Below are 20417 nucleotides of genomic sequence, written 5' to 3' on the forward strand. Positions count from 1 at the left end.
GCTGCACAAGACCAATCCGGAGGAGGTTCATGGTAAAGGCTCTGCGTCTCGGAAAGTCGCTTGCATCCCGCTTCGATGAAGAACTGCGCTTCTTTCGCGGATGGATCGACAAGCCGAAGGCAGTGGGCTCCATCGTACCTACCAGCGCGGTTACGGCGAGGCGCATGGCCTCCATTGTCCGGCCCGAGAGCGACGGCCTTGTGCTGGAGCTCGGGCCAGGAACAGGGGTCATCACGCGCGCGATTCTTGAGCGCGGCATCAAGCCGCAGAATCTCGTTTCGGTCGAATATTCGGCCGACTTTGTCAAGAAGCTGAGGGAGGATCTTCCCGGCGTCAATATCGTCCACGGTGATGCTTTTGATCTCGATGCCACCCTCGCCGCCTGGAAAGATCAGACCTTCGACTGCGTCGTTTGCGCCATTCCGCTCCTCAATTTCCCCGTGCCGAAGCGGATCGAGCTGATCGAACGGCTGCTCGACTTAATCCCGGTTGGCCGCCCGGTGGTGCAGATCACCTATGGCCCTATATCGCCTGTCCCGCCAAGGCGTGGCACCTATGACGTTGAGCGTTTTGACTTTGTGGTGCGCAACATCCCGCCCGCGCATCTGTGGCTATACCGCCGCCCCGCTGATATGTAATCAGAAGCTTCAAGGAAGCGGCCGGTAAGTTTGCATCCGGGCGCAATTGCCTATACAGCGCGGGCAAGGAGGCGGTTCATGATTCCACGGGTGCTCGTCTTTGCCGGCTCTGTACGCACCGGCGCATTGAGCGGCAGGACCGCCGACGCCGCCGTCAGGGAACTTGCGCTGCAGGGCGTGGATGTCACCCGGATTTCGCTCGCGGATTACCCTCTTCCCCTCCTCAATCAGGATCTGGAGCGTGAAAAGGGCGTGCCGGAGAACGGCGTCAAGCTGGCACGGATGATCGCCGCTCATGATGGCCTTCTGATTGCAACGCCAGAATACAACGCGTCCCTTCCGCCCTTGCTGAAGAACACGATCGACTGGGTAAGCCGCGTCAAAGCAGATGCGCATGGCCGGCCCATGCGTGCCTTCAGGAGCAAGCCTATAGCGCTCTGCTCCTCCTCCGATGGCGGCTATGCCGGTGTTCGGGCCATCAATCATCTGCGGGCGGTGCTCGTCCACTGCCAGGCGGAAGTCATCACGCCGCAATGCTCCGTGCCGCGCGCGCAGGAAGCTTTCGATGAAAGCGGCGAGTTTGTCGACGGCAGGTTGAGAAAGGCGATGTCCGAGGTTTGCCGGGTCTTGATCGAACGCACGCGGCTGCTATCGGTCCGGCTGGAGAGATGATGCACGAGATACGCAAACGCCTGATTGTCGGCCTAGACGTTCCTGACGTGACGGAAGCGGAAAAGGTCGTCTCCGAACTCGGCGATACGGTTGGTTTCTACAAAATCGGCTATCAGCTCGCCTTTGCCGGCGGCCTCGGTCTTGCTCGCGAACTGGTCGAAGGCGGCAAGAAGGTCTTTCTCGACATGAAGCTTCTCGACATCGACAACACGGTGGCCAGAGGAGTCGAGAACATCGCCCGTATGGGCGTTAACATGCTAACCTTGCACGCTTACCCGAAAGCCATGCGCGCGGCAGTTGCGGCTGCCGAAGGATCGAACCTTTGCCTTTTGGGAGTGACAGTTCTCACCTCGATGGACGAGCAGGACCTGAGGGAGGCGGGATATGCCTTCGATCCAAAGGCGCTGGTCATCCGGCGTGCGGAGCAGGCGCAAAGGGCAGGAATGGGTGGCATCGTCTGCTCGGCTGCGGAGGCTGAAGTCGTGCGGGAAACCGTCGGCGGCGACATGGCGGTGGTTACGCCCGGCATCCGGCCGGCGGGTGCTGCCGCAGGCGACCAGAAGCGGGTGGTAACGCCCGCTGAGGCGATCCGTGCGGGGGCGAGCCATCTTGTCGTCGCCCGGCCCATCATCACGGCCGTCGACCGTCAGGCAGCCGCAGCGGCGATTCTCAGCGAAATGCAGGAAGCTCTGAAACGGTAAAACCAGGCCAAGGGCGGTCGCAGGGCGCATCTCGACAATGTCGATATGAAAGTAGCCGGTTTGGACAGGCCGTGAACTTACTTCTCGTGCCCTGCGGGTATGACAGCGCGCGTTGTCTATGATTGCACCATGAATGGGGCTGTGTTCCTGGCCTATTTCAAGCAGGTTCTGGTCCTGAATACTGGCGCAGGGCGACATCGTCGCTCCGGGCCAAAAAAGTTCGCAGGCGGGCGCCTGCTTTACCTCTCCGCCTACGGTCGCGATTTCAATCCCGTCGAGTACACCTTGCCAGGCTCAAGCCGCTGCTCGGCGCAGGCCGAAAAGAGCCATTGCCACCCTATGGGGACGCGCTTGGACCGGCTCGATCTCTTCACTCCCGCCGAATCCGCAAACTACTTCGAGGGTAGAGGGCAGGCTTCCGGATTAAACAGGACCTTCTTTACGGCGGTGCTCTATTGCAATTCTCGACGGAAATCAGGATTCACTTCCCTGGACCCGTTTCAAAGGTCTAAACGGTAGAAGCTGCTTTCCACACGCGGAACGAGGGCAGTAAAAAGGGTGCCGGACCAGCCCGCCCCGGCACCCATCCCATTTTTAGAGTTACGATCTCTTCAAGAGCATGCCATGGCCCGCTTATTGGGCCGGCGGTATTGCCTCCTCGGCCTCCTCCGTGTCGGTCGCCGCATCGCCTGCGTCGGCGTCATCAGCAGCGCCTGTATCAGCCGGCGCGGCGTCTTCCGCAGGAGCGGCATTCCCGTCAGGAGCGACACCTTGTGCAGGCGCCGTCTCTTCGGCAGGCGCCGTTTCCGTTGCATCCCCGGCAGGCGCGGCTTCGCCCGCGTCCTCAGCCCCGGGTGCTTCGCTTTCGGCAGGCTGCTCCCCCTCGTCGGCGGGCGCGGCCTCGGGCAGCGGAGCCGGATCGTTGGAAAGCGTGCGCAAATAAGCGATCACATCGGCCCGGTCCTCGACATTTCTCAAGCCGGCGAAAGCCATCGCCGTTCCCGGAATGAAACCGCGCGGATTGAGCAGGAAATGATCGAGATTCTCGTAGGTCCAGGTCTCCTGCCCCCCTTGCGAGAATTCTTCCAGCGCAGCCGAGTAGCTGAACCCTTCATGCGCGGCGACGGCATTGTTGACGACGCCCCAAAGATTGGGGCCAACCCTGTTGGCGCCACCCTCATCGACGGTGTGGCAAGCCTGGCAGCGGCGGAACACCGACTCGCCGGCCGAAGGATCGGCGGAAGCCAGCAGCGGCAGAACCGACTCGGCGGCAGGCTCGGCAGCGCCCCCTCCGCCCTCATCGCCTTCCGGCACGGCAATCGCGTAGCCTGGTGTTTCCGGAGCAGGCGAATGGAAGATCGAGCCGCTCAGCAGGCTGACGGAAAATATGATGAAGATGGTGCCAAGAACTGCACCGATGATCTTGTTCAGTTCGAAAGAATCCATGCGCCCTGAGGCTCCCTTCTTCACACGCCCCGACAGTTTTACTGCCTCGGTGACGCTTAAGGCTCCCATTCGGCCATCGCCGTCAAAATCGCGCGGAAACTAGGGCTTTTGCTCCGGCAAAGCAACACATATAAGGCTTCTAACGAGTGAGACCTTTTGCCACTTTTCGAAATTCGTCGAGCCAGTCCGCATGTCAACCATCGTTCTCATCCCAGCCCGCATGGCCTCCACCCGCCTTCCGGGAAAGCCTCTTGCAGACATCGGGGGAAAGCCGATGATCGCCCAGGTTGCCGCGCGGGCACTTGAAAGCGGTATCGGCCGCGTCGTGGTGGCGACAGATGCAGCTGAGGTTGCGCAGGCGGCGCGCGATGCGGGTGTGGAGGCGGTGATGACCAGTGCAGATCACCAGTCTGGTTCGGACCGCATTTTCGAAGCGCTGGAGATTCTTGAATCGGCGGGCGAGGCGGAGGTGGTTGTCAACCTGCAAGGGGATCTTCCCACTATCCCCCCGGAAGACATACGCGCCGCCATGGCGCCGCTCCAGAATGCAGCAACTGACATCGCCACCCTTGGCGTGGAGATCACGCAGGAGGAGGAAAAGACTAACCCCAATGTGGTGAAGATCGTCGGCGCACCCATCCCATCGGCGGCGGGGCGCCTACGCGCGCTCTATTTCACGAGGGCAACGGCCCCGTGGGGCGAGGGCCCGCTTTTCCACCATGTTGGCATCTACGCCTATCGGCGCAAGGCGCTGGAGCGTTTTGTCTCGCTGCCGCCTGGTGCGCTCGAACTGCGGGAACGCCTGGAGCAGCTCAGGGCGCTGGAAGCGGGGATGCGCATCGACGTGGAGATCGTCCGCTCGGTGCCGTTAGGTGTCGATACCGCGGCCGATCTGGAGCGGGCCCGGCAGATTTTGTCTCAACAGTAGGATTGTTCATGGTACCGCGCGTAACCAACAAGATCGCCTTTCAGGGCGAGCCAGGAGCCAATTCGGACACGGCGTGCCGCAACATGTTTTCCGATATGGAGCCGCTGCCCTGCGCCACTTTCGAGGATGCCTTCAACGCCGTCGAAACCGGCAAGGCGGATCTCGCCATGATCCCGATCGAGAACACCATCGCCGGGCGCGTCGCCGACATCCATTATCTCCTGCCCCAGTCACGCCTCCACATTGTCGGTGAATATTTCCTGCCCATCCATTTCCAGCTTATGGCGCTTCCGGGGGTGGAACTGCCGGAGGTGAAAGCTGTCTACAGCCACATCCACGCCCTCGGCCAATGCCGGAAAATCATCCGGAGACACCGGTGGAAACCGGTGGTGGCAGGCGATACGGCTGGCGCAGCGCGCAAGGTTGCCGAGGAGAACGTGCGCAGCAACGCTGCGCTCGCCCCGCGGTTGGCGGCGGAGCTGTATGGCCTGGACATCATAGCGGAGAATGTGGAGGACGCGGAGAACAACGTCACGCGCTTCGTCGTCCTGTCCAAATCGAAGCGCTGGGCAACGCGACGTGCGCCGGACCAGACCATGATCACGAGCTTCGTCTTCCACGTCCGCAACGTGCCGGCAGCTCTTTACAAGGCTATGGGCGGGTTCGCCACGAACGGCGTTAACATGACAAAGCTGGAAAGCTATCAGATCGGCGGCAAATTCTACTCCACGCAGTTCTACGTCGATGTCGAAGGTCATCCGGACGACCGCGGTCTGTCGCTTGCACTGGAAGAATTGCGCTTCTTCTCGCGCGAGGTTCGTATCCTGGGTGTCTATGAGGGACATCCCTTCCGCGACACGCAATGCAATGATGACGACTGATTAGGGCCTTCTTCTTGCGCGAGAGGTACCGGCATCTGCCAGTTGCACAAATGTTGGAACAATTTTCTCAAAACAACTTTTTGGCGCCTGTAGCAATTCTCACTAATTCCGCTGAGAGTACCTATGTTAGAATAAATCGTAATCAGAGCGTTACTGGGGAGAGACGTCATGGCCCTACGCATCAACGACACTGCACCTGACTTCACCGCCGAGACCACACACGGCACCATCCATTTCCATGAATGGATCGGCGACGGCTGGGCAGTCCTGTTCAGCCATCCGAAGAACTTCACACCAGTCTGCACCACCGAACTCGGTACGATGGCGGGTCTGGAGGACGAGTTCAGGAAACGCAATGCCAAGATCATCGGCATCTCCGTCGATCCTGTCGAAGACCACGACCGCTGGAAAGACGACATCCTGAAGGCGACCGGCTTCAGTGTGGAGTATCCGCTGATCGGCGACAGGGATCTAAAAGTCGCAAAACTGTACGACATGCTTCCGGCGGATTCGGGTGATTCGGCTCAAGGCCGTACTCCGGCCGACAATGCGACGGTGCGATCCGTCTATGTCATCGGGCCCGATAAGAAGATCAAGCTGATCCTCACCTACCCGATGACGACCGGCCGTAATTTCGATGAGATTCTGCGCGCGATCGATTCGATCCAGCTCACCGCCAAGCACCAGGTGGCAACTCCCGCCAACTGGAAGCAGGGCGAGGACGTGATCATCACGGCTGCCGTATCGAACGAAGACGCGATCCAGCGGTTCGGCGCATTTGAGACCATCCTTCCTTATTTGCGGACGACAAAACAGCCCTCGGCCTGACGGCGGCAGGGCCCTTTTGCGAAGGCGAGGCGTTGAGCCTCGCCTTTTCTTTTCGCGGCACAAGGCCGCTTCATTCAGAATGGCGCGCCGGCAGTTGATCAGGTATGGTCGCGCCGTTTTTGAATCGGGCGAGCAATGTCGAAACAGCGTACCACCCCGGCTGGTGGAATGGAAACGGCCTTCGGTTTCAGGAAAGTCGAGGCTGGCGAGAAGCAAGGATTGGTCAACGACGTATTTCATCGCGTCGCCCGCCGCTACGACCTGATGAACGATCTGATGTCCGGCGGCTTGCACCGGCTGTGGAAGAACGGCATGGTCGCGTGGCTTTCGCCCTCTAAACGCCCGGGCTACAACGTTCTGGACGTTGCAGGCGGCACGGGTGACATTGCCTTTCGCATCGTCGAAGCCTCCGGCGGCAATGCGGACGTGACGGTCCTCGACATTAACGGCTCGATGCTCTCGGTCGGACGCGAAAGGGCAGAGAAGGGCGGGCTTCTTGGCAACCTCACTTTTGTCGAGGCGAATGCTGAGGAATTGCCGTTTGGCGCCTGCTCCTTTGACGCCTATACGATTGCCTTCGGCATCCGCAACGTGCCCAGGATCGAAAAGGCCCTTAAGGAGGCCAACCGTGTTCTCCGTCCCGGAGGCCGATTCTTGTGTCTTGAATTTTCCGACCTGGACATGCCCTTCCTCGATCGCGCCTATGAGGCCTGGTCCTTCCACATGATTCCCCGCATCGGGGAAGTGGTAACGGGCGATGGTGAACCCTATCGCTATCTGGTCGAGTCGATCCGCAGGTTCCCGAATCAGGAGAATTTCGCGACCATGATCCGGCAAGCCGGGTTTTCCAGAGTGACCTGGCGCGATTATTCAGGCGGAATTGCCGCGCTGCATTCAGGCTGGAAGATCTGAGCGGATGGGCACGGTTGGCGCATATCTACGCCTTCTTCGCGCGGGCTGGATTCTCGTGCGCGAGGGCGTGGTGGCGGCTCTGCCGGGAGAGCATCTGACCGGAATGCCGGAATTCGGCTGGCGCCTTGCCAAGCTTCTGTCCCGGCGACGGGCCGGCGGGCGTGACAGGCCAGAGCGGCTTTCGATCGCTGTTGAGCGGCTTGGGCCATCCTATGTGAAACTTGGGCAGTTCCTGGCCACGCGACCCGATGTTGTCGGCCAGACGATGGCGCGCGATCTCGCCCTGCTCCAGGACAGGATGGAAACCTTCCCGGAGGCACAGGCGCGGGCAGCGATCACCGAGTCGCTTGGAGCGCCGGTCCAGTCGCTCTATCTGGAGTTCAGTGAGCCGGTCGCCGCCGCTTCCATCGCTCAGGTACATCGCGCCCAAATTGTGCGTGACGGAAAGGCAGAGACGGTGGCGGTCAAGGTCATCCGGCCGGGGGTGCGCCGCCGCTTCTATAATGATCTGGAAAGCTTTTTTCTGGCGGCCCGTCTCCAAGAGCGTTTCATCGCCTCAAGTCGGCGCCTGAGGCCGGTTCAGGTTGCGCAGACACTTGCCCAAACCACCAGGATCGAGATGGATTTACGGCTGGAGGCCGCTGCCATCTCGGAGATGAACGAGAACACCAAGAACGATCCCGGCTTCCGGGTACCGTGGGTGGACTGGCAGCGGACCGGGCGCGATGTGATCACCCTGCAATGGGTGGACGGCATCAAAATGTCGGACGTCGAAGGTCTTCGCGCTGCCGGCCATGACCTCAAAAGCCTTGCCGTCACGCTCATCCAATCCTTTCTGCGCCACACGCTGCGCGATGGCTTCTTCCACGCCGACATGCATCCCGGCAACCTCTTCGTCGAGGAGGATGGTACCATCGTCGCGGTTGATTTCGGCATTATGGGCCGGATTGGCAAGAAGGAGCGCCGTTTCCTGGCTGAGATCCTCTACGGCTTCATCACGCGAGATTTCCGTCGGGTTGCGGAGGTGCATTTCGAGGCAGGTTACGTGCCGGCGCATCACGACGTTGCTGCGTTCGCACAGGCGCTTCGAGCCATCGGCGAACCGATCCATGGCCAGCCGGCCGAGACCATTTCCATGGCAAAGCTCTTAACACTTCTTTTCGAGGTCACGGAGCTGTTCGACATGCAGACACGGCCGGAACTCCTGCTTCTACAAAAGACGATGGTGGTGGTGGAGGGGGTGTCGCGGACGCTCGATCCGAATTTCAACATGTGGCGAGCGGCAGAGCCCGTGGTTTCCCAATATCTCCGCGACAGCTTGGGCCCGCGTGGCCTCATCACCGACGCGCGCGACGGTCTGAACGCATTGGTGGTGCTGGCCCGCCAGATGCCGGAGCTTGCGTCCCGCACCGAACGCTTGTCCCGGGAGATGGGCGTCATGGCCGAGCGCGGGCTGCGTTTCGATCCCGAAACCGCGGAAGCCATCGGTTGTGCCGAAGCGCGGTACACGCGCCTTGGGCGGCTGGCGCTCTGGTTTATTGCACTCGCCCTCCTGCTCATTGCCTGGCAGCTCTGAAAACCGCCATTCAGGACCGCTTGGCCCATAGCGGCCATGCAAAAGACGCGCGCACTTCTTTTCAAGAGCAGCGATTTCGTCCATATCGGTGCCATGAACAGCTGTGGGAGCGTCCGGTGAGGCTTTCGGGAAAGCAGGTCCTTCTTGTCATCGGTGGTGGCATTGCGGCCTATAAGAGCCTCGATCTCATCCGCCGGCTGCGCGAGCGCGGCGCAACTGTGCGCTGCGTGCTGACGGAAGCAGCGCAGCAGTTCATCACGCCGCTTTCGGTCGGCGCGCTCTCGGCGACCCACGTCTTTACTGATCTCTTCGACAGGCAGGACGAGCACGATGTCGGCCATATCCGGCTTGCGCGTGAAGCAGACGTAATCGTCGTGGCGCCGGCAACGGCGGACCTCATGGCAAAACTTGCCTCCGGTCTTGCCAATGACCTTGCCTCGGCCGTGCTTCTGGCCACGGTCAGTCCCGTCCTGATGGCACCGGCAATGAACCCGAAGATGTGGGAGCATCCGGCAACGAAGCGCAATGTCGAGCGGCTGAAGGGCGATGGCGTCGGCTTTGTAGGGCCGAATGCCGGAGAGATGGCCGAAAGCGGAGAAGCTGGCACAGGACGCATGGCCGAGCCGCTGGAAATCACCGACGCCGTGGAAAAACTATTGAATAAGCCGGATCGCCTGCTTGAGGGAAAGAAGATTATCGTCACATCCGGTCCGACGCACGAGCCGATTGACCCGGTGCGTTACATCGCCAATCGCTCGTCCGGCCGGCAGGGGCATGCCATAGCAGCAGCGCTCGCAAATCTTGGCGCGGAAGTGCACCTGGTCTCCGGACCAGTGACGATCGCCGATCCGCAAGGCACTAAAACGATCCATGTGGAGAGCGCGCGCCAGATGCGCGATGCGGTGGAAGCACTCCTTCCCGCCGATGCCGGCATCTTCGTTGCCGCGGTGGCTGACTGGCGGCCGCAATCCGCAAATGGACAGAAGATCAAGAAGGACAGGCATGCCGCCGCGCCCGCCATCGAACTGGTGGAGAACCCAGATATCCTCGCCGCTGTCGGCCATCACGACAAACGGCCTCACCTCGTCATCGGCTTTGCCGCGGAGACGGAGGATGTCGTGAAGAATGCGCGCGCCAAGCTGGCAAAGAAGGCCGCCGACATCATCGTCGCCAACGATGTATCGCTTGACAGCGGTATCGGCTCAACGGGCGTTATGGGCGGTGAACGCAATCGCGTGCACATTGTCTCTGCTGAAGTTGTTGAGGAATGGCCGGAGATGACGAAGGAAGAAGTCGCTGCCCGCCTTGCCGCTCTTATCGCCGAGCGCCTGCCGCGCTGAAGGCGCCCTCGGCATTACTAAAGCGTTTCAGGTTTCAAGCGTATCCGGCGTTTTCGAGGTATTTAGAGCATCTTCGATGAACGCAGGGTCGGGGTTTGGGAAGGTTTTGTCTGATTCATTCTCCTGTTGATCTGCGCGGGGAAGTGATGATGACGAGGAGTTTGAATGCCGACCTTCGCGCCATGCCTCAGCAGCAGCGTGCCGATGTCCTGCGCCGCCGCATAGCTTGGTTCGACGGCCCATGCGACCTCGATCCCGATAGACTGATCTTCATCGATGAGACTGCGGCATCCACGAAGATGGCGCGATTGCGCCGGCGCTGCCTGCCTGGCGAGCGGTGCCCGGCGGCCGTTGCTCATGGCCACAGGAAAACCACGACCTTCACCGCCGGCTTGCGGTTGAACGGCATGGCCGCGCCGATGCTGCTCGACGGCTCGATGAGCGGACCAGCCTTCCTCGCCTATGCCGAGCAGGTTCTCGCACCCGAGCTTTGCCCCGGCGACGTCGTGGATAGCCTGCCAGCCCGCAAATCAGCGGTGTGCGCGAGGCGATCGAGAAGGTTGGTGCGCGGCTCCTGTTGCCGCGCTCTTCGCCCGACTTCAAATCCGATCGAGATGGCATTCTCAAAGCTCAAGACGCTCCTGAGGAGGGCCGCCGCAGAACTATCGACGAACTCTGGTCAGTACTGGCCGACTTCACGCCAAAGCACAGGTACTATTTCGAGGCAGAAGGCTATGACTCCGGAATAAGTTGAATCTGCTCTAGACATCTTGAACGCCGCTTCAGTCCTGAGACTCCAGCCGGAATAGGCCGACGAAATCCTGTGCCGCTACGATGTCGCCTTCCGCCCCGATAAAGCCCTTGGCGATCAGAGACGAAAGCGGCACGGCACCATAGATCGCGGCCGCCATCGCGTTGCCGGTTCCTGCCAGCACGAACCCCGTATTTGGCCGTGCAACCGATGTGGTCGTCAGCCGGCCATCGCAAAGGCGCATCTCAAAAGCTTCCTCGCCGAAATCAAACCCTGCCAGCGCCTCCTTCCCCCTGGCGTCTTCGCGCATGAGGTTCACGCCCATGGAGATCATCAGCGCCGACGGGCTGATGAAGCGCGAAGGATCGTGCCCGGGCATGGTGAGCGCCCACCGGCAAAGCGCTTCCAAGACGGGTAACAGGCCGCGCCCCGCATCCGTCAGTGAATAGAGGCCAAGACGTTCATCATGCGTGACGACGCCGGCCTCTTGCAACTGGGCCAATCGCCCTGTCAGCACACTGGCGGTGATGCCGGGCAGACCTCTGCGGATCATCTGGAACCGTTTCGGCGCAAACATCAGCTCACGCACGACCAGCAGGGCCCATCGGTCACCTATGAGATTGAGCGCGTGAGCGGCCAGACATCCTTCGTCATAGCGGACCCGGGGTGCTTCTATATCATTAGTCATTTTTTGATACTACTAGTTGCATTTTCATTCTTCAAGAGTCATGCTCGCAAGCAATGAGGGGCGGCGGGAACAGAAGACGAGCGGAGAGACAGATGGCTTATTACACCGGTTCCCTTGCAGCCGTCCCGGCTGCGAACAAGCAGAAATATATCGAACATGTGCGCGGTGCCTGGCCGTTGCTCCAGAAATACGGCGCCGTCCGCATGGTCGAAAACTGGGGCGTGGACATTCTGAAAGGCAAGCTTAACGACCTTTACGGTGCGGTAGACGCCAAGGAGGGCGAAACCGTAGTCTATTCATGGATCGAGTGGCCCGACAAAGCTGTTGCAGATGCTGCCTGGCGAAAGATGCAGGACGATCCTGCAATGAGCGAGATACCGCCAATGCCCTTCGATGGCGGCCGCATGATCTACGGTGGTTTCGAGCCCTTGATAGAGGAGGGAACCGACCGGGGCGCACGCTATTTTCAGGGTTTTGCACTGGCCGTACCCGAAAAGAATAAGGAGGCCTACAGGAGCATGGCCGCCGATGCCTGGAAGGGCGCGTTCAAGCCACGGGGCTGCCTGGGCATCGTCGAGGCTTGGGGTGTCGATGTTCCGCGCGGCAAACAGACGGACTTCTACCGTGCTACCCTGGCCGAGGATGGCGAGGCGGCGGTGTTCAGTTGGACATCATGGCCCGACAAGGCCACCTGCGAAGCGGCAGCCAGAGCTATGGAGGTGGAAATGGAGGGGCAGGAACTTCCGGAAATGCCCTTCGACGGCAAGCGCATGATGTGGGGCGGATTTGAGAACATCTTTGATTCCGACGAAAAATGACATTCAGGGAGGAAAGAATGACGAGCTTTCACGGCAATCCATGCTGGTATGAACTTGGAACCAGTGATCTGGACGGTGCCGCCGATTTCTATCAGAAGGTTCTAGGCTGGCGGGTAGAGGACAGCGGCATGGAAGGCTTCGACTACCGTCTGGCAAAGGCTGAGGATGACATGGTGGCGGGGATGATGTCCAATATTAGCCAAGTAGAAAATCCGCCTCCGAACTGGCTTATCTATTTTGCCGTGGACGATTGCGACAAGAGCGCTGACGAGGTCAAGGACGCCGGCGGCAAGATCTTGAAGGAGCCGGACGACATTCCCAATACAGGCCGCTATGCCGTGGTCGCAGACCCTCAAGGGGCTGTGTTCGGGATTCTGCAGCCCGACATGAGCCGGATGAGCGAGGAGGATATCGCCAAGGCAGAAGCAGGCGGAGGCGCCTTCAACCAGAAAAAGTCGGGCCATGGCAACTGGCACGAACTGATGTCGACCGACTCTGAAGCGGGTCTTGCCTTCTATTCAGCGCTCTTCGGCTGGACCAATGGCCAGGCGATGGATATGGGCGAAATGGGCACCTATCAATTGTTCCGGTACAGGGACAATGACATCGGAGGAATGATGGGCCTTGGCAATGCGCCGCAGCCCCTATGGCTGCCCTATTTCGGTGTCAATGGTGCGGTGACGGAAACTGTCGAGGCTATCAAAGCGTCAGGCGGCAAGATCCATCACGGACCGGCCGAAGTGCCCGGACCGGCTTACATCGCACTGGCGCAGGATCCGCAGGGTGCGTGGTTTGCCGTAGTCGGTCCTGAAAAGTAGGTCTTTTTGCCGGGAAGTTGTGCCAAACGCCGCTCCAGAAGCATGCGGCTTCAAGAATAGAGCGCCTCCTTCACCTCTGCCGTGAAGGGGGCGCCATAGATTTGCAGAGAATAAATGCCTTGAGCTTGAGGCCAGCCTCATTCTAGCTAGACTAGGCGACGGTAAACCCGCCATCGACACAGAGGATCTGGCCAGTGATGAACGAGGCTGCGCCAGAGGCTAGGAAAGCTATCGTTGCTGCCACTTCCTCAGGCTCACCGAAGCGCCCCAGGGGAATTGAATCCACCATGCGCTGCCGCCTTGTCTCGTCGTTGCGGGCAACGCTCGTCATCGGCGTGACGATCGGGCCCGGCGCCACAGCATTTACCCGGATTGCGCGATCCGCCAGTTCGAGCGCCATCGCACGGGTCAGCCCGTTCAATCCCGCTTTCGAGGCCGCATAGGCTGCCGCCCGGCGATGGCCGATCAGGCCGATCTGGCTTGAGACATAAACGATGCTGGACCCAGCGCCCATCAGCGCCGCCGCCCCACGTCCCAGGACGAAACCTGCCGTAAGATTAATGTCGATTACGCGTGTCCAGTCGGCAATATCGGTCTCCGCGGTGCTGAGATGCTCGAAGATCCCGGCGGCCCCCACCAGCCCGTCCAGCCCGTCCATGGCATCCGCCGCCCGCTGGGGCAGGGTGGCGGCCCAGCCAAAATCAGTCAGATCGCCGATGAGGGTTGCCGCGGTCTGGCAGTTGCGGGCATCGAGTTCGGCGCGAAGGCCATCCGCCTCGGCTTCCGTCCGCACCACCGCGGCTGCACTTGCCCCGGCAGACAGGGCTGAGAGCAGAAATTCCCGCCCGATCCCAGAGCCGGTCCCCGTTACCAGCAGCCGGCGGCCGGCGAGTGCCGCGAAGATCGGCGTACTCGTATTAATATTATCACTTGCATTTGTTTGATCTTGTTCCATGTAGGGTCCTCGCTTGTTTCTGATCAGGGAGACCGGACAGGATGTCCGATAACCAAACTTTATCCGAACGCTTGGCCGCCATCCGTGAGAAGCGCGGCTATCTGCTGCCGCACCATGGCCTGATGGCCATCACCTCGCCTAATCTTTTGCAGGCTTATGACGCCGCCTATACGGCGATGGCGTTGGACGATCGGGTTCTGAGCCATCACGACCGGGAGTTCGTGTGGTTCGGGGTGCTGATAGCCACGGATGAGGCGCTTGCCACGCATCACATCGCGAAGTTCCGCAATGCGGGCGGCACGGATGCCGAGATCGAGACGGTTCTGGCGATCAGCGCGTTGTGTCTGGGCTTCCGAGGCTACCGTTTCGTGGAGGATCACTGGCGTCCGCATCTGCCGACCATTGAGCCCCATTCCCGGTTCCTTGCCGACTTGCGCAGGTTGGCGTGCGACGTGCCGATGCGGCTGATCCATATGACGGCGGCTGCGATTCACACCTGCCAGGCCGCCTGGGATGCGCTGGAACTTCAGATCATCGCCGCCTATGCCGATGGCGTACCAGAACCGGAGCTTGCAGAAGCGCTGTCGCTGGCCATGTTCCCCGGCAGCGTTCCGTACTTCGTCGAGGCGGCTGGCGTCTGGCGCGAAATTATCGTGGCCGGCAAGGTCGAGGCTTCCCCAGAGTTCCGCGAATGGGCGTTGATGTCCGGCCAAGGCGGGTTTGACGAGGCTGCGGGCCGCTGAGGCCCGCCCGCCTGCCGTCCTCACCGTCGCTGTTCCCGTCACGCGGCCTGTCCGAGGATGAATTCAGAGGCTTTCTCAGCCACCATCATTGCAGGGGCATGTGTGTTCGAACTTGGCATGCGCGGCATGATGGAGGCATCGACCACCCGCAGCCTCTCCACGCCGTAGACCCGCAGCTCAGGATCGACCACGGCCATGGAATCCGTGCCCATCTTGCAGCTACCGACCGGGTGGAAGACGGTATCCGCGTTCTCGCGTATCCAGACTTCGATTTCCGAATCGGTCTGCACATCCTGGCCTGGGGCCAACTCCATGCCGCGATAACGGTCAAAGGCCTTCTGGGTGAAGATCCGGCGCAAAATCTTCACTCCTTCACGCAAGACGCGCAGATCTTCCGGCGAGGACAGATAGTTCGGCCGGATCACCGGGTCCTTCAACGGATCGGCGGACCGTATGGAAATCTCGCCGGTGCTGTACGGGCGAAGCTGGTAGATATTGGCGAAGAAGCCGTGACCGTCATAGCTGACCTTGCCCCGCCGGATGAAGGGCAGTCGCAGTGAAGCGGTCGAGAGGCCCGGAAGGAAGTGTGACTGCAGGTCCGGCTCATCGAGGCTCGGATCCGACTTCAGGAAAGCGCCACCCTCCAGCGGGAACGAGGCTGCCGCCCCTTTCTTGAAAAGCATCGCCTGAAACAACGCCAGCGCCGCGCGATCGCCTCGCAGGGTGTTGTAAAGCGTGACCGGCTCCTTGCATATATATTCCACGCGGGCGAGCAGGTGGTCCTGAAGGTTCTTGCCCACGCCCTTCAGATCCGCCACGACGTCGATCCCCAGCCTCTGCAGCAGGTCGGCATCGCCAATTCCCGAATGCATAAGCGCCGCGGGCGAGTTCACCGCGCCGCAACTCAGGATCACTTCGCGCTCCGCGCGGAAGGTCTTGCGCCGGCCTTTGATCAGGACCTCAACACCGACAGCCCGTTTGTGCTCGAAGATCACGCGAAGCAGATGCGCGTTGGTGCGAATGGTCAGGTTGGGGCGATTGCGGGCGGGATCGATAAAGGCTCGCGCGGCGCTCCAGCGCTCGCCTTTGTGGATCGCGAAGTCGTAACGGCCCACGCCTTCTTGCGTCGCGCCGTTGAAATCGTCGTTGTAGGGAAAGCCTGCCTGCTGTCCGGCTTCTATAAAGGCATCAAACAGCGGATTGGGAGTATTGGGGCGGGAGATTGGCAACGGACCGTCCGTGCCACGGAACTCGTTTATCTTCCCCTTATATGATTCGGTACGGCGGAATGCTGGCAGAACCTTGTCGAAAGACCATTCCGGCATTCCCATCTGCGCCCATGAATCGTAGTCGGCGCGTGTGCCCCTTGTGTAGACCATACCGTTGATTGCGGAGGATCCTCCAAGCACCTTGCCTCGCGGCCAGAAGATCCGGCGATTGCCAAGATTTGGCTCAGGTTCGCTCGTATAAAACCAGTTCGCGTAGCGGTTGCGCAGCAGGACGCCGGTCATCAATGGCACCCGAAACAGCGGGTTCCAGTCGCGTCCGCCAGCTTCCAGCAGCAAGACGCGGTTGGAAGGCTCTGCCGATAGCCTTTCGGCCAAGACGCACCCAGCCGAGCCTGCCCCGACGATGATGAAGTCGAACATCTCTTTCCCTGCAATTGACACCATATTGTATTGTAGATATTACAATAGCAGAACTGGAGCACAAGTCGCAGTTCGCGGCGAAAGTAAAAACAGGGGGCGTGTCGAATATGCGGGACACGAATTATCTTGAGGGCCGGGTTGCTCTGGTGACTGGTGGCGCCCGCGGGATTGGTGCAGCAGTGTGCCATTATCTCGCCGAGGTCGGCGCCACCGTTCATGTCGCTGATATACTTGATGTCTCATCCACGGTTTCTTCGATTCACGAGGCGGGAGGCAAGGCCAGCGGCCTTACTCTTGACGTCACTGATCGGGAAGGTTGTGCGAAAGCCGCCGAAGCAATCGTCGCCAAGGATGGCCGGATTGACATACTGGTTGCCAATGCGGGGATCTGTCCCCCTGGTACCGTTGCCGGCGACTGGGACCAGTGGGACCAGGTTATCGACGTCAATGTGCATGGCACGCAGAATTGTGTCGCCGCTGTCTGGGACCACATGGTCAAGGCGAAATACGGCCGTATCGTTCTCGTCAGCTCGATGGCTTTCTATCGGGGCGGGGTGATTGTAGGGACGGAATACTCCGCCTCGAAGGGGGCCGTCGTCGGTATGACGCGGCATCTGGCTCGCAATGGCGGGCAGTATGGCATTACCTGCAATGCGGTCGCCCCGGGTGTCATCGATACCGACATGACCGCTAATTTCTCGCGCCCTGATCTGTCCTCGATCCCGATCCAGCGGCTCGGCACTGCCGGCGATGTCGCAGGTCCGATCCGATTTCTTTGCGGGCCTGATTCAGAGTATATGACTGGCTGCGTTCTAAACGTGACCGGCGGCATTGTCCTGGCAGCCTGACGGGCCGGTCTCATGGATCATAATTCACATAAAGCTGCAATTGAGCGCGATGAGGCCGATCTTGCCCGGTTGCCGCTCGATGCGCGCACATTGATTGATGTGGCGAACCGGCTGATCGTCCAGTCGCCCGCGCCGTTGGCGGTAAAGGTGGTTCTAGGCCAGCGTGTCGTGGCCTATCTCGCCGATGCCGGTACGGCCGGGGACAATGCCGCTTTCCTGGACATGAAGATCAATACGGTGATGGGTTGCGGCCACAGTTCTCTGTGGTGGTTCCATCATCTGCGCAGCACTGGGCGAACCCTGGCCGACGTCATCTGGGCCGACCCGAGGCGGGTAACGGACCTCGGCGGCGCTGTACCGCTTTTCCATGCGGGCCAGGTCGTTGGTGCCATTGCCGTCTCGGGCTTGCCGCACGAGGATGATCATGCGTTGATCATGCGCGTCGTCCGCCAAGCGCTCGATGCCATGGGCGGCGAAGTTTAATCGCTTCCTTAACGTTAAATCCAACAGGAGGAGTGTAATGTCCTACAATATCAATCGCCGTACCGTCCTGGGCGGGGCGGCTGCGCTGGCTCTTACGCCGCGAATTGCACTGGCGAGCAATTCGTTGCCCGAAGTCACCACTTTGCGCTCGACCGCAAAGTCCTGGCTCTGGTTGGTCGAGGATTATGGCACGGCAGGCGGGTTCTTTGCTGAAGCGGGTATCAAGGTAAACTCGAACGCCTCGAACCGCGGCACCAACATTGCCGCATTGCAGGGCGGTGGCGTCGACATCGTTCTCGGCGATCCCGGTGAGGCGCTGCGCGCACGCGCCCAGAATCTGAAAGTTCGTATCATCGCCAAGATGGTTGGCCGTTATGCAAGCCATGTGGTGTTGAAAAACGCAGTCCTGACGGAGCGTGGCGTGACCGAAGCGTCGCCGGTTGCCGACAAAATTGCGGCGCTGAAGGGTCTGAAGCTGGGTACCACCGGGCCGGGCGCTGCACCCGACGCGCTCTTCCGCTATCTTGCATCGCTGGGTGGCATGGATCCGAATACGGATTTCCAGCTCGTCCCCATTCAGGGCGGTGGCCCCGGTGTTCTGGCCGCACTGCAGCAGGGCGTTATCGATGGTTTCTGCCTGTCGTCGCCGACTGCTGACATGGCAATCGACCGCGAAGACTGCGATTACCTTTTCCAGATGGTCTCCAACCCGCCGGAGCAGATGAAGGAGTTCCAGTACATTACTGCTTCAGCCGGCGAAGAGACCATTGCCAATCGTCGCGATGTGCTGGTACGTTACTGCCAGGGCCTTGCTCTTGCACAGAAGTCCATTGCTGCGGATCCGGAAAAGTTCAAGGCTTGGGCGAAGGAATACTTCGATGGAATGTCACCGGAGATCTATGAAGTGGCGTTCGCCAATAATGGTTCGATCTACTTCGACGATCCGGTCCCGAGCGAAGAGCTTCTGGCCAAGAACATCGAATACATCAATACCGTGAACTTGCTGATGGATGCCGAAAAGCTTCCGGAAAGCCTAACCTTCAGCAACATGGTCGAGCCGACCATTGCGCAGGACGCGATCAAGGAACTGTAAAACATGCAAGGCGCCATCACCATTGAAGGGGTGGACAAGCGCTACATCAGTCGGGGGCGAGAAACCGTCGCCCTCGACAGCGTCTCCCTGAACATACAGCCCGGAGAGTTGGTTTCTTTTGTTGGCCCTTCGGGCTGTGGAAAGTCTACTCTCATGAATATGATTGCCGGCATCGTTCCGATGACCAACGGCAGAATCATCCATAACGGAAAGAAAGTTTCGGGCATCAATCGCGACGTCGGCTACATGACCCAGGCTGACAGCGTGCTTCCGTGGCGCACCGTGGAAAAGAATGTGGCGCTGCCTCTGGAATATCGTGGCGTGCGGACGCAGGAGCGCAAGCAGCGCGTTGATGAAATGCTGAAGCTTGTCGAGCTTGAAGGCTTCAACAAGTCTTTCCCGCGCGAGTTGTCCGGCGGTATGCGCAAGCGCGTCGCACTTGCGCAGATGCTAGCCTATAGCCCGAACACATTGCTGCTCGACGAGCCGTTTGGCGCACTCGATGCGCAGTTGAAGATGGTGATGCAACAGCAGTTGCTCAACATCTGGCGTGAGCAGAAGAAGACGATCGTTCTTGTTACGCACGATCTGTCGGAAGCTATCGCAGTATCAAATCGCGTTGTCGTTCTTTCCGGCCGGCCTGGGCGGATCAAGCATATCGAGAATATCGACATCCCACACCCGCGAGATGTCTTCAAGGTGCGCTTCTTGCCTGAGTTTGAACGTGCCTATGACAGCCTGTGGGAGCAACTCTCCAGCGAGATAACCAAAGGCGAAAGCCTGTAGGGGTTCGTTATGCAAGTAGATGAAAGTGCGGCCGTCGGGACCGGCCTTAATACCGGCGGATCGTCAAAAGCCGTACTGGCCTATGAGGCTGGTCTAGAGCAACGCAAGATGATGGTGCGCGTCAGCCAGGTGCTTTTCGCCATTGTCTTTCTGTCGTTCTGGCAATGGGCTTCCGGCCGGATCATCGATCCATTCTTCGTCTCTTCGCCACTTGCCGTTGGGGGCAGGCTTTATGAATGGACGCTGAACGGACAATTGTGGTCGCACTTGTCGGTGACGATGCTGGCTACTGCGTTCGGCTTTTTTATTGGTGCAGGGATCGGCTTCGCACTTGGCTTGCTGTTTGGCAAATTTGCCTTCCTGGCCGAGGTGATGGACCCCTTCATCACGGCGCTTTATTCGATTCCCAAGCTGGCGCTTGCGCCATTGTTCATCATCTGGTTCGGAATCGGCATTGAATCCAAGATCGCTGTATCGGCTTCGATCGTGTTCTTTGTGGTGTTCCTCAACACCTTTGCCGGTGTGCGCGATGTGAGTCAGATTTATATACACTCCACGCAGATCATGGGCGCATCGAACTGGGCGGTGCTGCGCACCGTGGTAATCCCGTCGGCAACCGCGTGGGTGATTACAGGTCTTAAGGTCTCGGTTCCGTATGCTCTAGTGGGCACCGTCATCGGGGAGTTCATGTCGTCGAACCGCGGCATTGGCTACATCATTGCTCAGGCCACTGGCCTGTTCGATACCAACTCGGTCTTTGCCGGTATCGTTATCCTCATGGTGGTCGGAGCGATCATCAACGGGCTCTTGAAGAAGACCGAAGGTTGGCTGTTGCGCTGGAAGGAATAATGGCTTCCGGCAGT

The 20417-nt window shown here is 59.9% G+C and carries 21 protein-coding genes and 1 pseudogene; 18 read left to right on the top strand and 4 right to left on the bottom strand.

Translation table 11 applies throughout. The features are described from left to right. Positions 1-29: 29 nt before the first annotated feature. From pmtA to pyrF, 3 genes are all read left to right on the top strand, one after another. The gene (pmtA, locus tag HUS57_RS14430) at positions 30-638 is read left to right on the top strand and encodes a phospholipid N-methyltransferase PmtA (RefSeq protein ID WP_173934593.1); all 609 of its coding nucleotides are present in this window, start codon (positions 30-32) and stop codon (positions 636-638) included. A gap of 78 nt (positions 639-716) precedes the next feature. Next, positions 717-1310, top strand: a complete 594-nt coding sequence (locus HUS57_RS14435; RefSeq protein ID WP_173934594.1) for an NADPH-dependent FMN reductase — start codon at positions 717-719, stop codon at positions 1308-1310. Further along, the gene (gene pyrF, locus HUS57_RS14440) at positions 1307-2011 is read left to right on the top strand and encodes an orotidine-5'-phosphate decarboxylase (RefSeq protein WP_173934595.1); all 705 of its coding nucleotides are present in this window, start codon (positions 1307-1309) and stop codon (positions 2009-2011) included. Before HUS57_RS14435 ends, pyrF begins: the two co-directional genes overlap by 4 nt. A 633-nt stretch (positions 2012-2644) precedes the next feature. Here the strand turns inward: pyrF and HUS57_RS14445 are convergent. Then, positions 2645-3526, bottom strand: a complete 882-nt coding sequence (locus tag HUS57_RS14445) for a cytochrome c family protein (RefSeq protein WP_348640574.1) — start codon at positions 3524-3526, stop codon at positions 2645-2647. A 121-nt stretch (positions 3527-3647) separates the two neighbouring features. Here HUS57_RS14445 and HUS57_RS14450 point away from each other — a divergent pair, with 121 nt between their 5' ends. From HUS57_RS14450 to HUS57_RS14480, 7 genes and pseudogenes are all read left to right on the top strand, one after another. After that, a complete protein-coding gene (locus tag HUS57_RS14450) occupies positions 3648-4385 on the top strand; it encodes a 3-deoxy-manno-octulosonate cytidylyltransferase (RefSeq protein ID WP_173934596.1) in 738 nt (245 codons plus the stop codon). An 8-nt stretch (positions 4386-4393) separates the two neighbouring features. Further along, positions 4394-5266 (top strand): prephenate dehydratase, encoded by an 873-nt coding sequence (locus HUS57_RS14455; RefSeq protein ID WP_173934597.1) that lies wholly within the window; start codon positions 4394-4396, stop codon positions 5264-5266. 168 nt (positions 5267-5434) lie between these two features. Next, positions 5435-6094 carry a peroxiredoxin gene (locus HUS57_RS14460; RefSeq protein WP_173934598.1) on the top strand — a complete coding sequence of 220 codons (660 nt, stop codon included), beginning with the start codon at positions 5435-5437 and terminating at the stop codon, positions 6092-6094. 135 nt (positions 6095-6229) lie between these two features. Continuing rightward, a complete protein-coding gene (gene ubiE / locus HUS57_RS14465) occupies positions 6230-7006 on the top strand; it encodes a bifunctional demethylmenaquinone methyltransferase/2-methoxy-6-polyprenyl-1,4-benzoquinol methylase UbiE (RefSeq protein ID WP_173934599.1) in 777 nt (258 codons plus the stop codon). A gap of 4 nt (positions 7007-7010) precedes the next feature. Continuing rightward, on the top strand, positions 7011-8582 hold the full coding sequence (gene ubiB / locus HUS57_RS14470) for a 2-polyprenylphenol 6-hydroxylase (protein ID WP_173934600.1): 1572 nt from the start codon (positions 7011-7013) through the stop codon (positions 8580-8582). 116 nt (positions 8583-8698) lie between these two features. Continuing rightward, the gene (coaBC, locus tag HUS57_RS14475) at positions 8699-9922 is read left to right on the top strand and encodes a bifunctional phosphopantothenoylcysteine decarboxylase/phosphopantothenate--cysteine ligase CoaBC (RefSeq protein ID WP_173934601.1); all 1224 of its coding nucleotides are present in this window, start codon (positions 8699-8701) and stop codon (positions 9920-9922) included. A gap of 188 nt (positions 9923-10110) precedes the next feature. Further along, positions 10111-10676: pseudogene (locus HUS57_RS14480) on the top strand (transposase); the annotation flags it as partial. Positions 10677-10704: 28 nt separating this feature from the next. Here HUS57_RS14480 and HUS57_RS14485 read toward each other — a convergent pair. Continuing rightward, positions 10705-11361, bottom strand: coding sequence for a helix-turn-helix domain-containing protein (locus HUS57_RS14485; protein ID WP_173934603.1), 657 nt, complete (start codon positions 11359-11361; stop codon positions 10705-10707). 92 nt (positions 11362-11453) lie between these two features. Between HUS57_RS14485 and HUS57_RS18020 the strand changes: the two genes are divergently transcribed. After that, complete coding sequence (locus HUS57_RS18020) at positions 11454-12179, top strand: DUF1428 domain-containing protein (RefSeq protein WP_173934604.1); 726 nt, start codon at positions 11454-11456, stop codon at positions 12177-12179. A gap of 17 nt (positions 12180-12196) precedes the next feature. Continuing rightward, the gene (locus HUS57_RS14495) at positions 12197-12997 is read left to right on the top strand and encodes a VOC family protein (RefSeq protein ID WP_173934605.1); all 801 of its coding nucleotides are present in this window, start codon (positions 12197-12199) and stop codon (positions 12995-12997) included. A 151-nt stretch (positions 12998-13148) separates the two neighbouring features. Here HUS57_RS14495 and HUS57_RS14500 read toward each other — a convergent pair whose 3' ends face one another. Beyond that, on the bottom strand, positions 13149-13952 hold the full coding sequence (locus HUS57_RS14500; protein ID WP_173934606.1) for an SDR family oxidoreductase: 804 nt from the start codon (positions 13950-13952) through the stop codon (positions 13149-13151). Positions 13953-13993: 41 nt separating this feature from the next. Between HUS57_RS14500 and HUS57_RS14505 the strand changes: the two genes are divergently transcribed. After that, positions 13994-14695: a carboxymuconolactone decarboxylase family protein gene (locus HUS57_RS14505; RefSeq protein WP_173934607.1), complete on the top strand. Its 702-nt coding sequence runs from the start codon at positions 13994-13996 to the stop codon at positions 14693-14695. 38 nt (positions 14696-14733) lie between these two features. Here HUS57_RS14505 and HUS57_RS14510 read toward each other — a convergent pair whose 3' ends face one another. Then, positions 14734-16344 (bottom strand): choline dehydrogenase, encoded by a 1611-nt coding sequence (locus tag HUS57_RS14510; RefSeq protein ID WP_210256083.1) that lies wholly within the window; start codon positions 16342-16344, stop codon positions 14734-14736. A 107-nt stretch (positions 16345-16451) separates the two neighbouring features. Between HUS57_RS14510 and HUS57_RS14515 the strand changes: the two genes are divergently transcribed. From HUS57_RS14515 to HUS57_RS14535, 5 genes are all read left to right on the top strand, one after another. Next, a complete protein-coding gene (locus HUS57_RS14515) occupies positions 16452-17192 on the top strand; it encodes an SDR family NAD(P)-dependent oxidoreductase (RefSeq protein ID WP_173934609.1) in 741 nt (246 codons plus the stop codon). Between the two features lie 12 nt (positions 17193-17204). Then, complete coding sequence (locus HUS57_RS14520) at positions 17205-17675, top strand: heme-binding protein (protein WP_173934610.1); 471 nt, start codon at positions 17205-17207, stop codon at positions 17673-17675. Between the two features lie 37 nt (positions 17676-17712). Beyond that, positions 17713-18768 (top strand): ABC transporter substrate-binding protein, encoded by a 1056-nt coding sequence (locus tag HUS57_RS14525; RefSeq protein WP_173934611.1) that lies wholly within the window; start codon positions 17713-17715, stop codon positions 18766-18768. Between the two features lie 3 nt (positions 18769-18771). Beyond that, positions 18772-19554 carry an ABC transporter ATP-binding protein gene (locus tag HUS57_RS14530; protein ID WP_173934612.1) on the top strand — a complete coding sequence of 261 codons (783 nt, stop codon included), beginning with the start codon at positions 18772-18774 and terminating at the stop codon, positions 19552-19554. Between the two features lie 108 nt (positions 19555-19662). Further along, positions 19663-20403: an ABC transporter permease gene (locus tag HUS57_RS14535; RefSeq protein WP_210256084.1), complete on the top strand. Its 741-nt coding sequence runs from the start codon at positions 19663-19665 to the stop codon at positions 20401-20403. Positions 20404-20417 lie beyond the last annotated feature (14 nt).

Origin of the sequence: Chelativorans sp. Marseille-P2723 (assembly GCF_902809845.1) — a bacterium.
In the GTDB taxonomy this organism is placed as follows: Bacteria; Pseudomonadota; Alphaproteobacteria; order Rhizobiales; family Rhizobiaceae; genus Chelativorans.

Excerpts from the sequence above, each read along its gene's own strand:
- pmtA (WP_173934593.1), top strand. The coding sequence starts at position 30 with ATGGTAAAGGCTCTGCGTCTCGGAAAGTCGCTTGCATCCCGCTTCGAT.
- HUS57_RS14435 (WP_173934594.1), top strand. The coding sequence starts at position 717 with ATGATTCCACGGGTGCTCGTCTTTGCCGGCTCTGTACGCACCGGCGCA.
- pyrF (WP_173934595.1), top strand. The coding sequence starts at position 1,307 with ATGATGCACGAGATACGCAAACGCCTGATTGTCGGCCTAGACGTTCCT.
- HUS57_RS14445 (WP_348640574.1), bottom strand. The coding sequence starts at position 3,526 with ATGGGAGCCTTAAGCGTCACCGAGGCAGTAAAACTGTCGGGGCGTGTG.
- HUS57_RS14450 (WP_173934596.1), top strand. The coding sequence starts at position 3,648 with ATGTCAACCATCGTTCTCATCCCAGCCCGCATGGCCTCCACCCGCCTT.
- HUS57_RS14455 (WP_173934597.1), top strand. The coding sequence starts at position 4,394 with ATGGTACCGCGCGTAACCAACAAGATCGCCTTTCAGGGCGAGCCAGGA.
- HUS57_RS14460 (WP_173934598.1), top strand. The coding sequence starts at position 5,435 with ATGGCCCTACGCATCAACGACACTGCACCTGACTTCACCGCCGAGACC.
- ubiE (WP_173934599.1), top strand. The coding sequence starts at position 6,230 with ATGTCGAAACAGCGTACCACCCCGGCTGGTGGAATGGAAACGGCCTTC.
- ubiB (WP_173934600.1), top strand. The coding sequence starts at position 7,011 with ATGGGCACGGTTGGCGCATATCTACGCCTTCTTCGCGCGGGCTGGATT.
- HUS57_RS14485 (WP_173934603.1), bottom strand. The coding sequence starts at position 11,361 with ATGACTAATGATATAGAAGCACCCCGGGTCCGCTATGACGAAGGATGT.
- HUS57_RS18020 (WP_173934604.1), top strand. The coding sequence starts at position 11,454 with ATGGCTTATTACACCGGTTCCCTTGCAGCCGTCCCGGCTGCGAACAAG.
- HUS57_RS14495 (WP_173934605.1), top strand. The coding sequence starts at position 12,197 with ATGACGAGCTTTCACGGCAATCCATGCTGGTATGAACTTGGAACCAGT.
- HUS57_RS14500 (WP_173934606.1), bottom strand. The coding sequence starts at position 13,952 with ATGGAACAAGATCAAACAAATGCAAGTGATAATATTAATACGAGTACG.
- HUS57_RS14505 (WP_173934607.1), top strand. The coding sequence starts at position 13,994 with ATGTCCGATAACCAAACTTTATCCGAACGCTTGGCCGCCATCCGTGAG.
- HUS57_RS14510 (WP_210256083.1), bottom strand. The coding sequence starts at position 16,344 with ATGTTCGACTTCATCATCGTCGGGGCAGGCTCGGCTGGGTGCGTCTTG.
- HUS57_RS14515 (WP_173934609.1), top strand. The coding sequence starts at position 16,452 with ATGCGGGACACGAATTATCTTGAGGGCCGGGTTGCTCTGGTGACTGGT.
- HUS57_RS14520 (WP_173934610.1), top strand. The coding sequence starts at position 17,205 with ATGGATCATAATTCACATAAAGCTGCAATTGAGCGCGATGAGGCCGAT.
- HUS57_RS14525 (WP_173934611.1), top strand. The coding sequence starts at position 17,713 with ATGTCCTACAATATCAATCGCCGTACCGTCCTGGGCGGGGCGGCTGCG.
- HUS57_RS14530 (WP_173934612.1), top strand. The coding sequence starts at position 18,772 with ATGCAAGGCGCCATCACCATTGAAGGGGTGGACAAGCGCTACATCAGT.
- HUS57_RS14535 (WP_210256084.1), top strand. The coding sequence starts at position 19,663 with ATGATGGTGCGCGTCAGCCAGGTGCTTTTCGCCATTGTCTTTCTGTCG.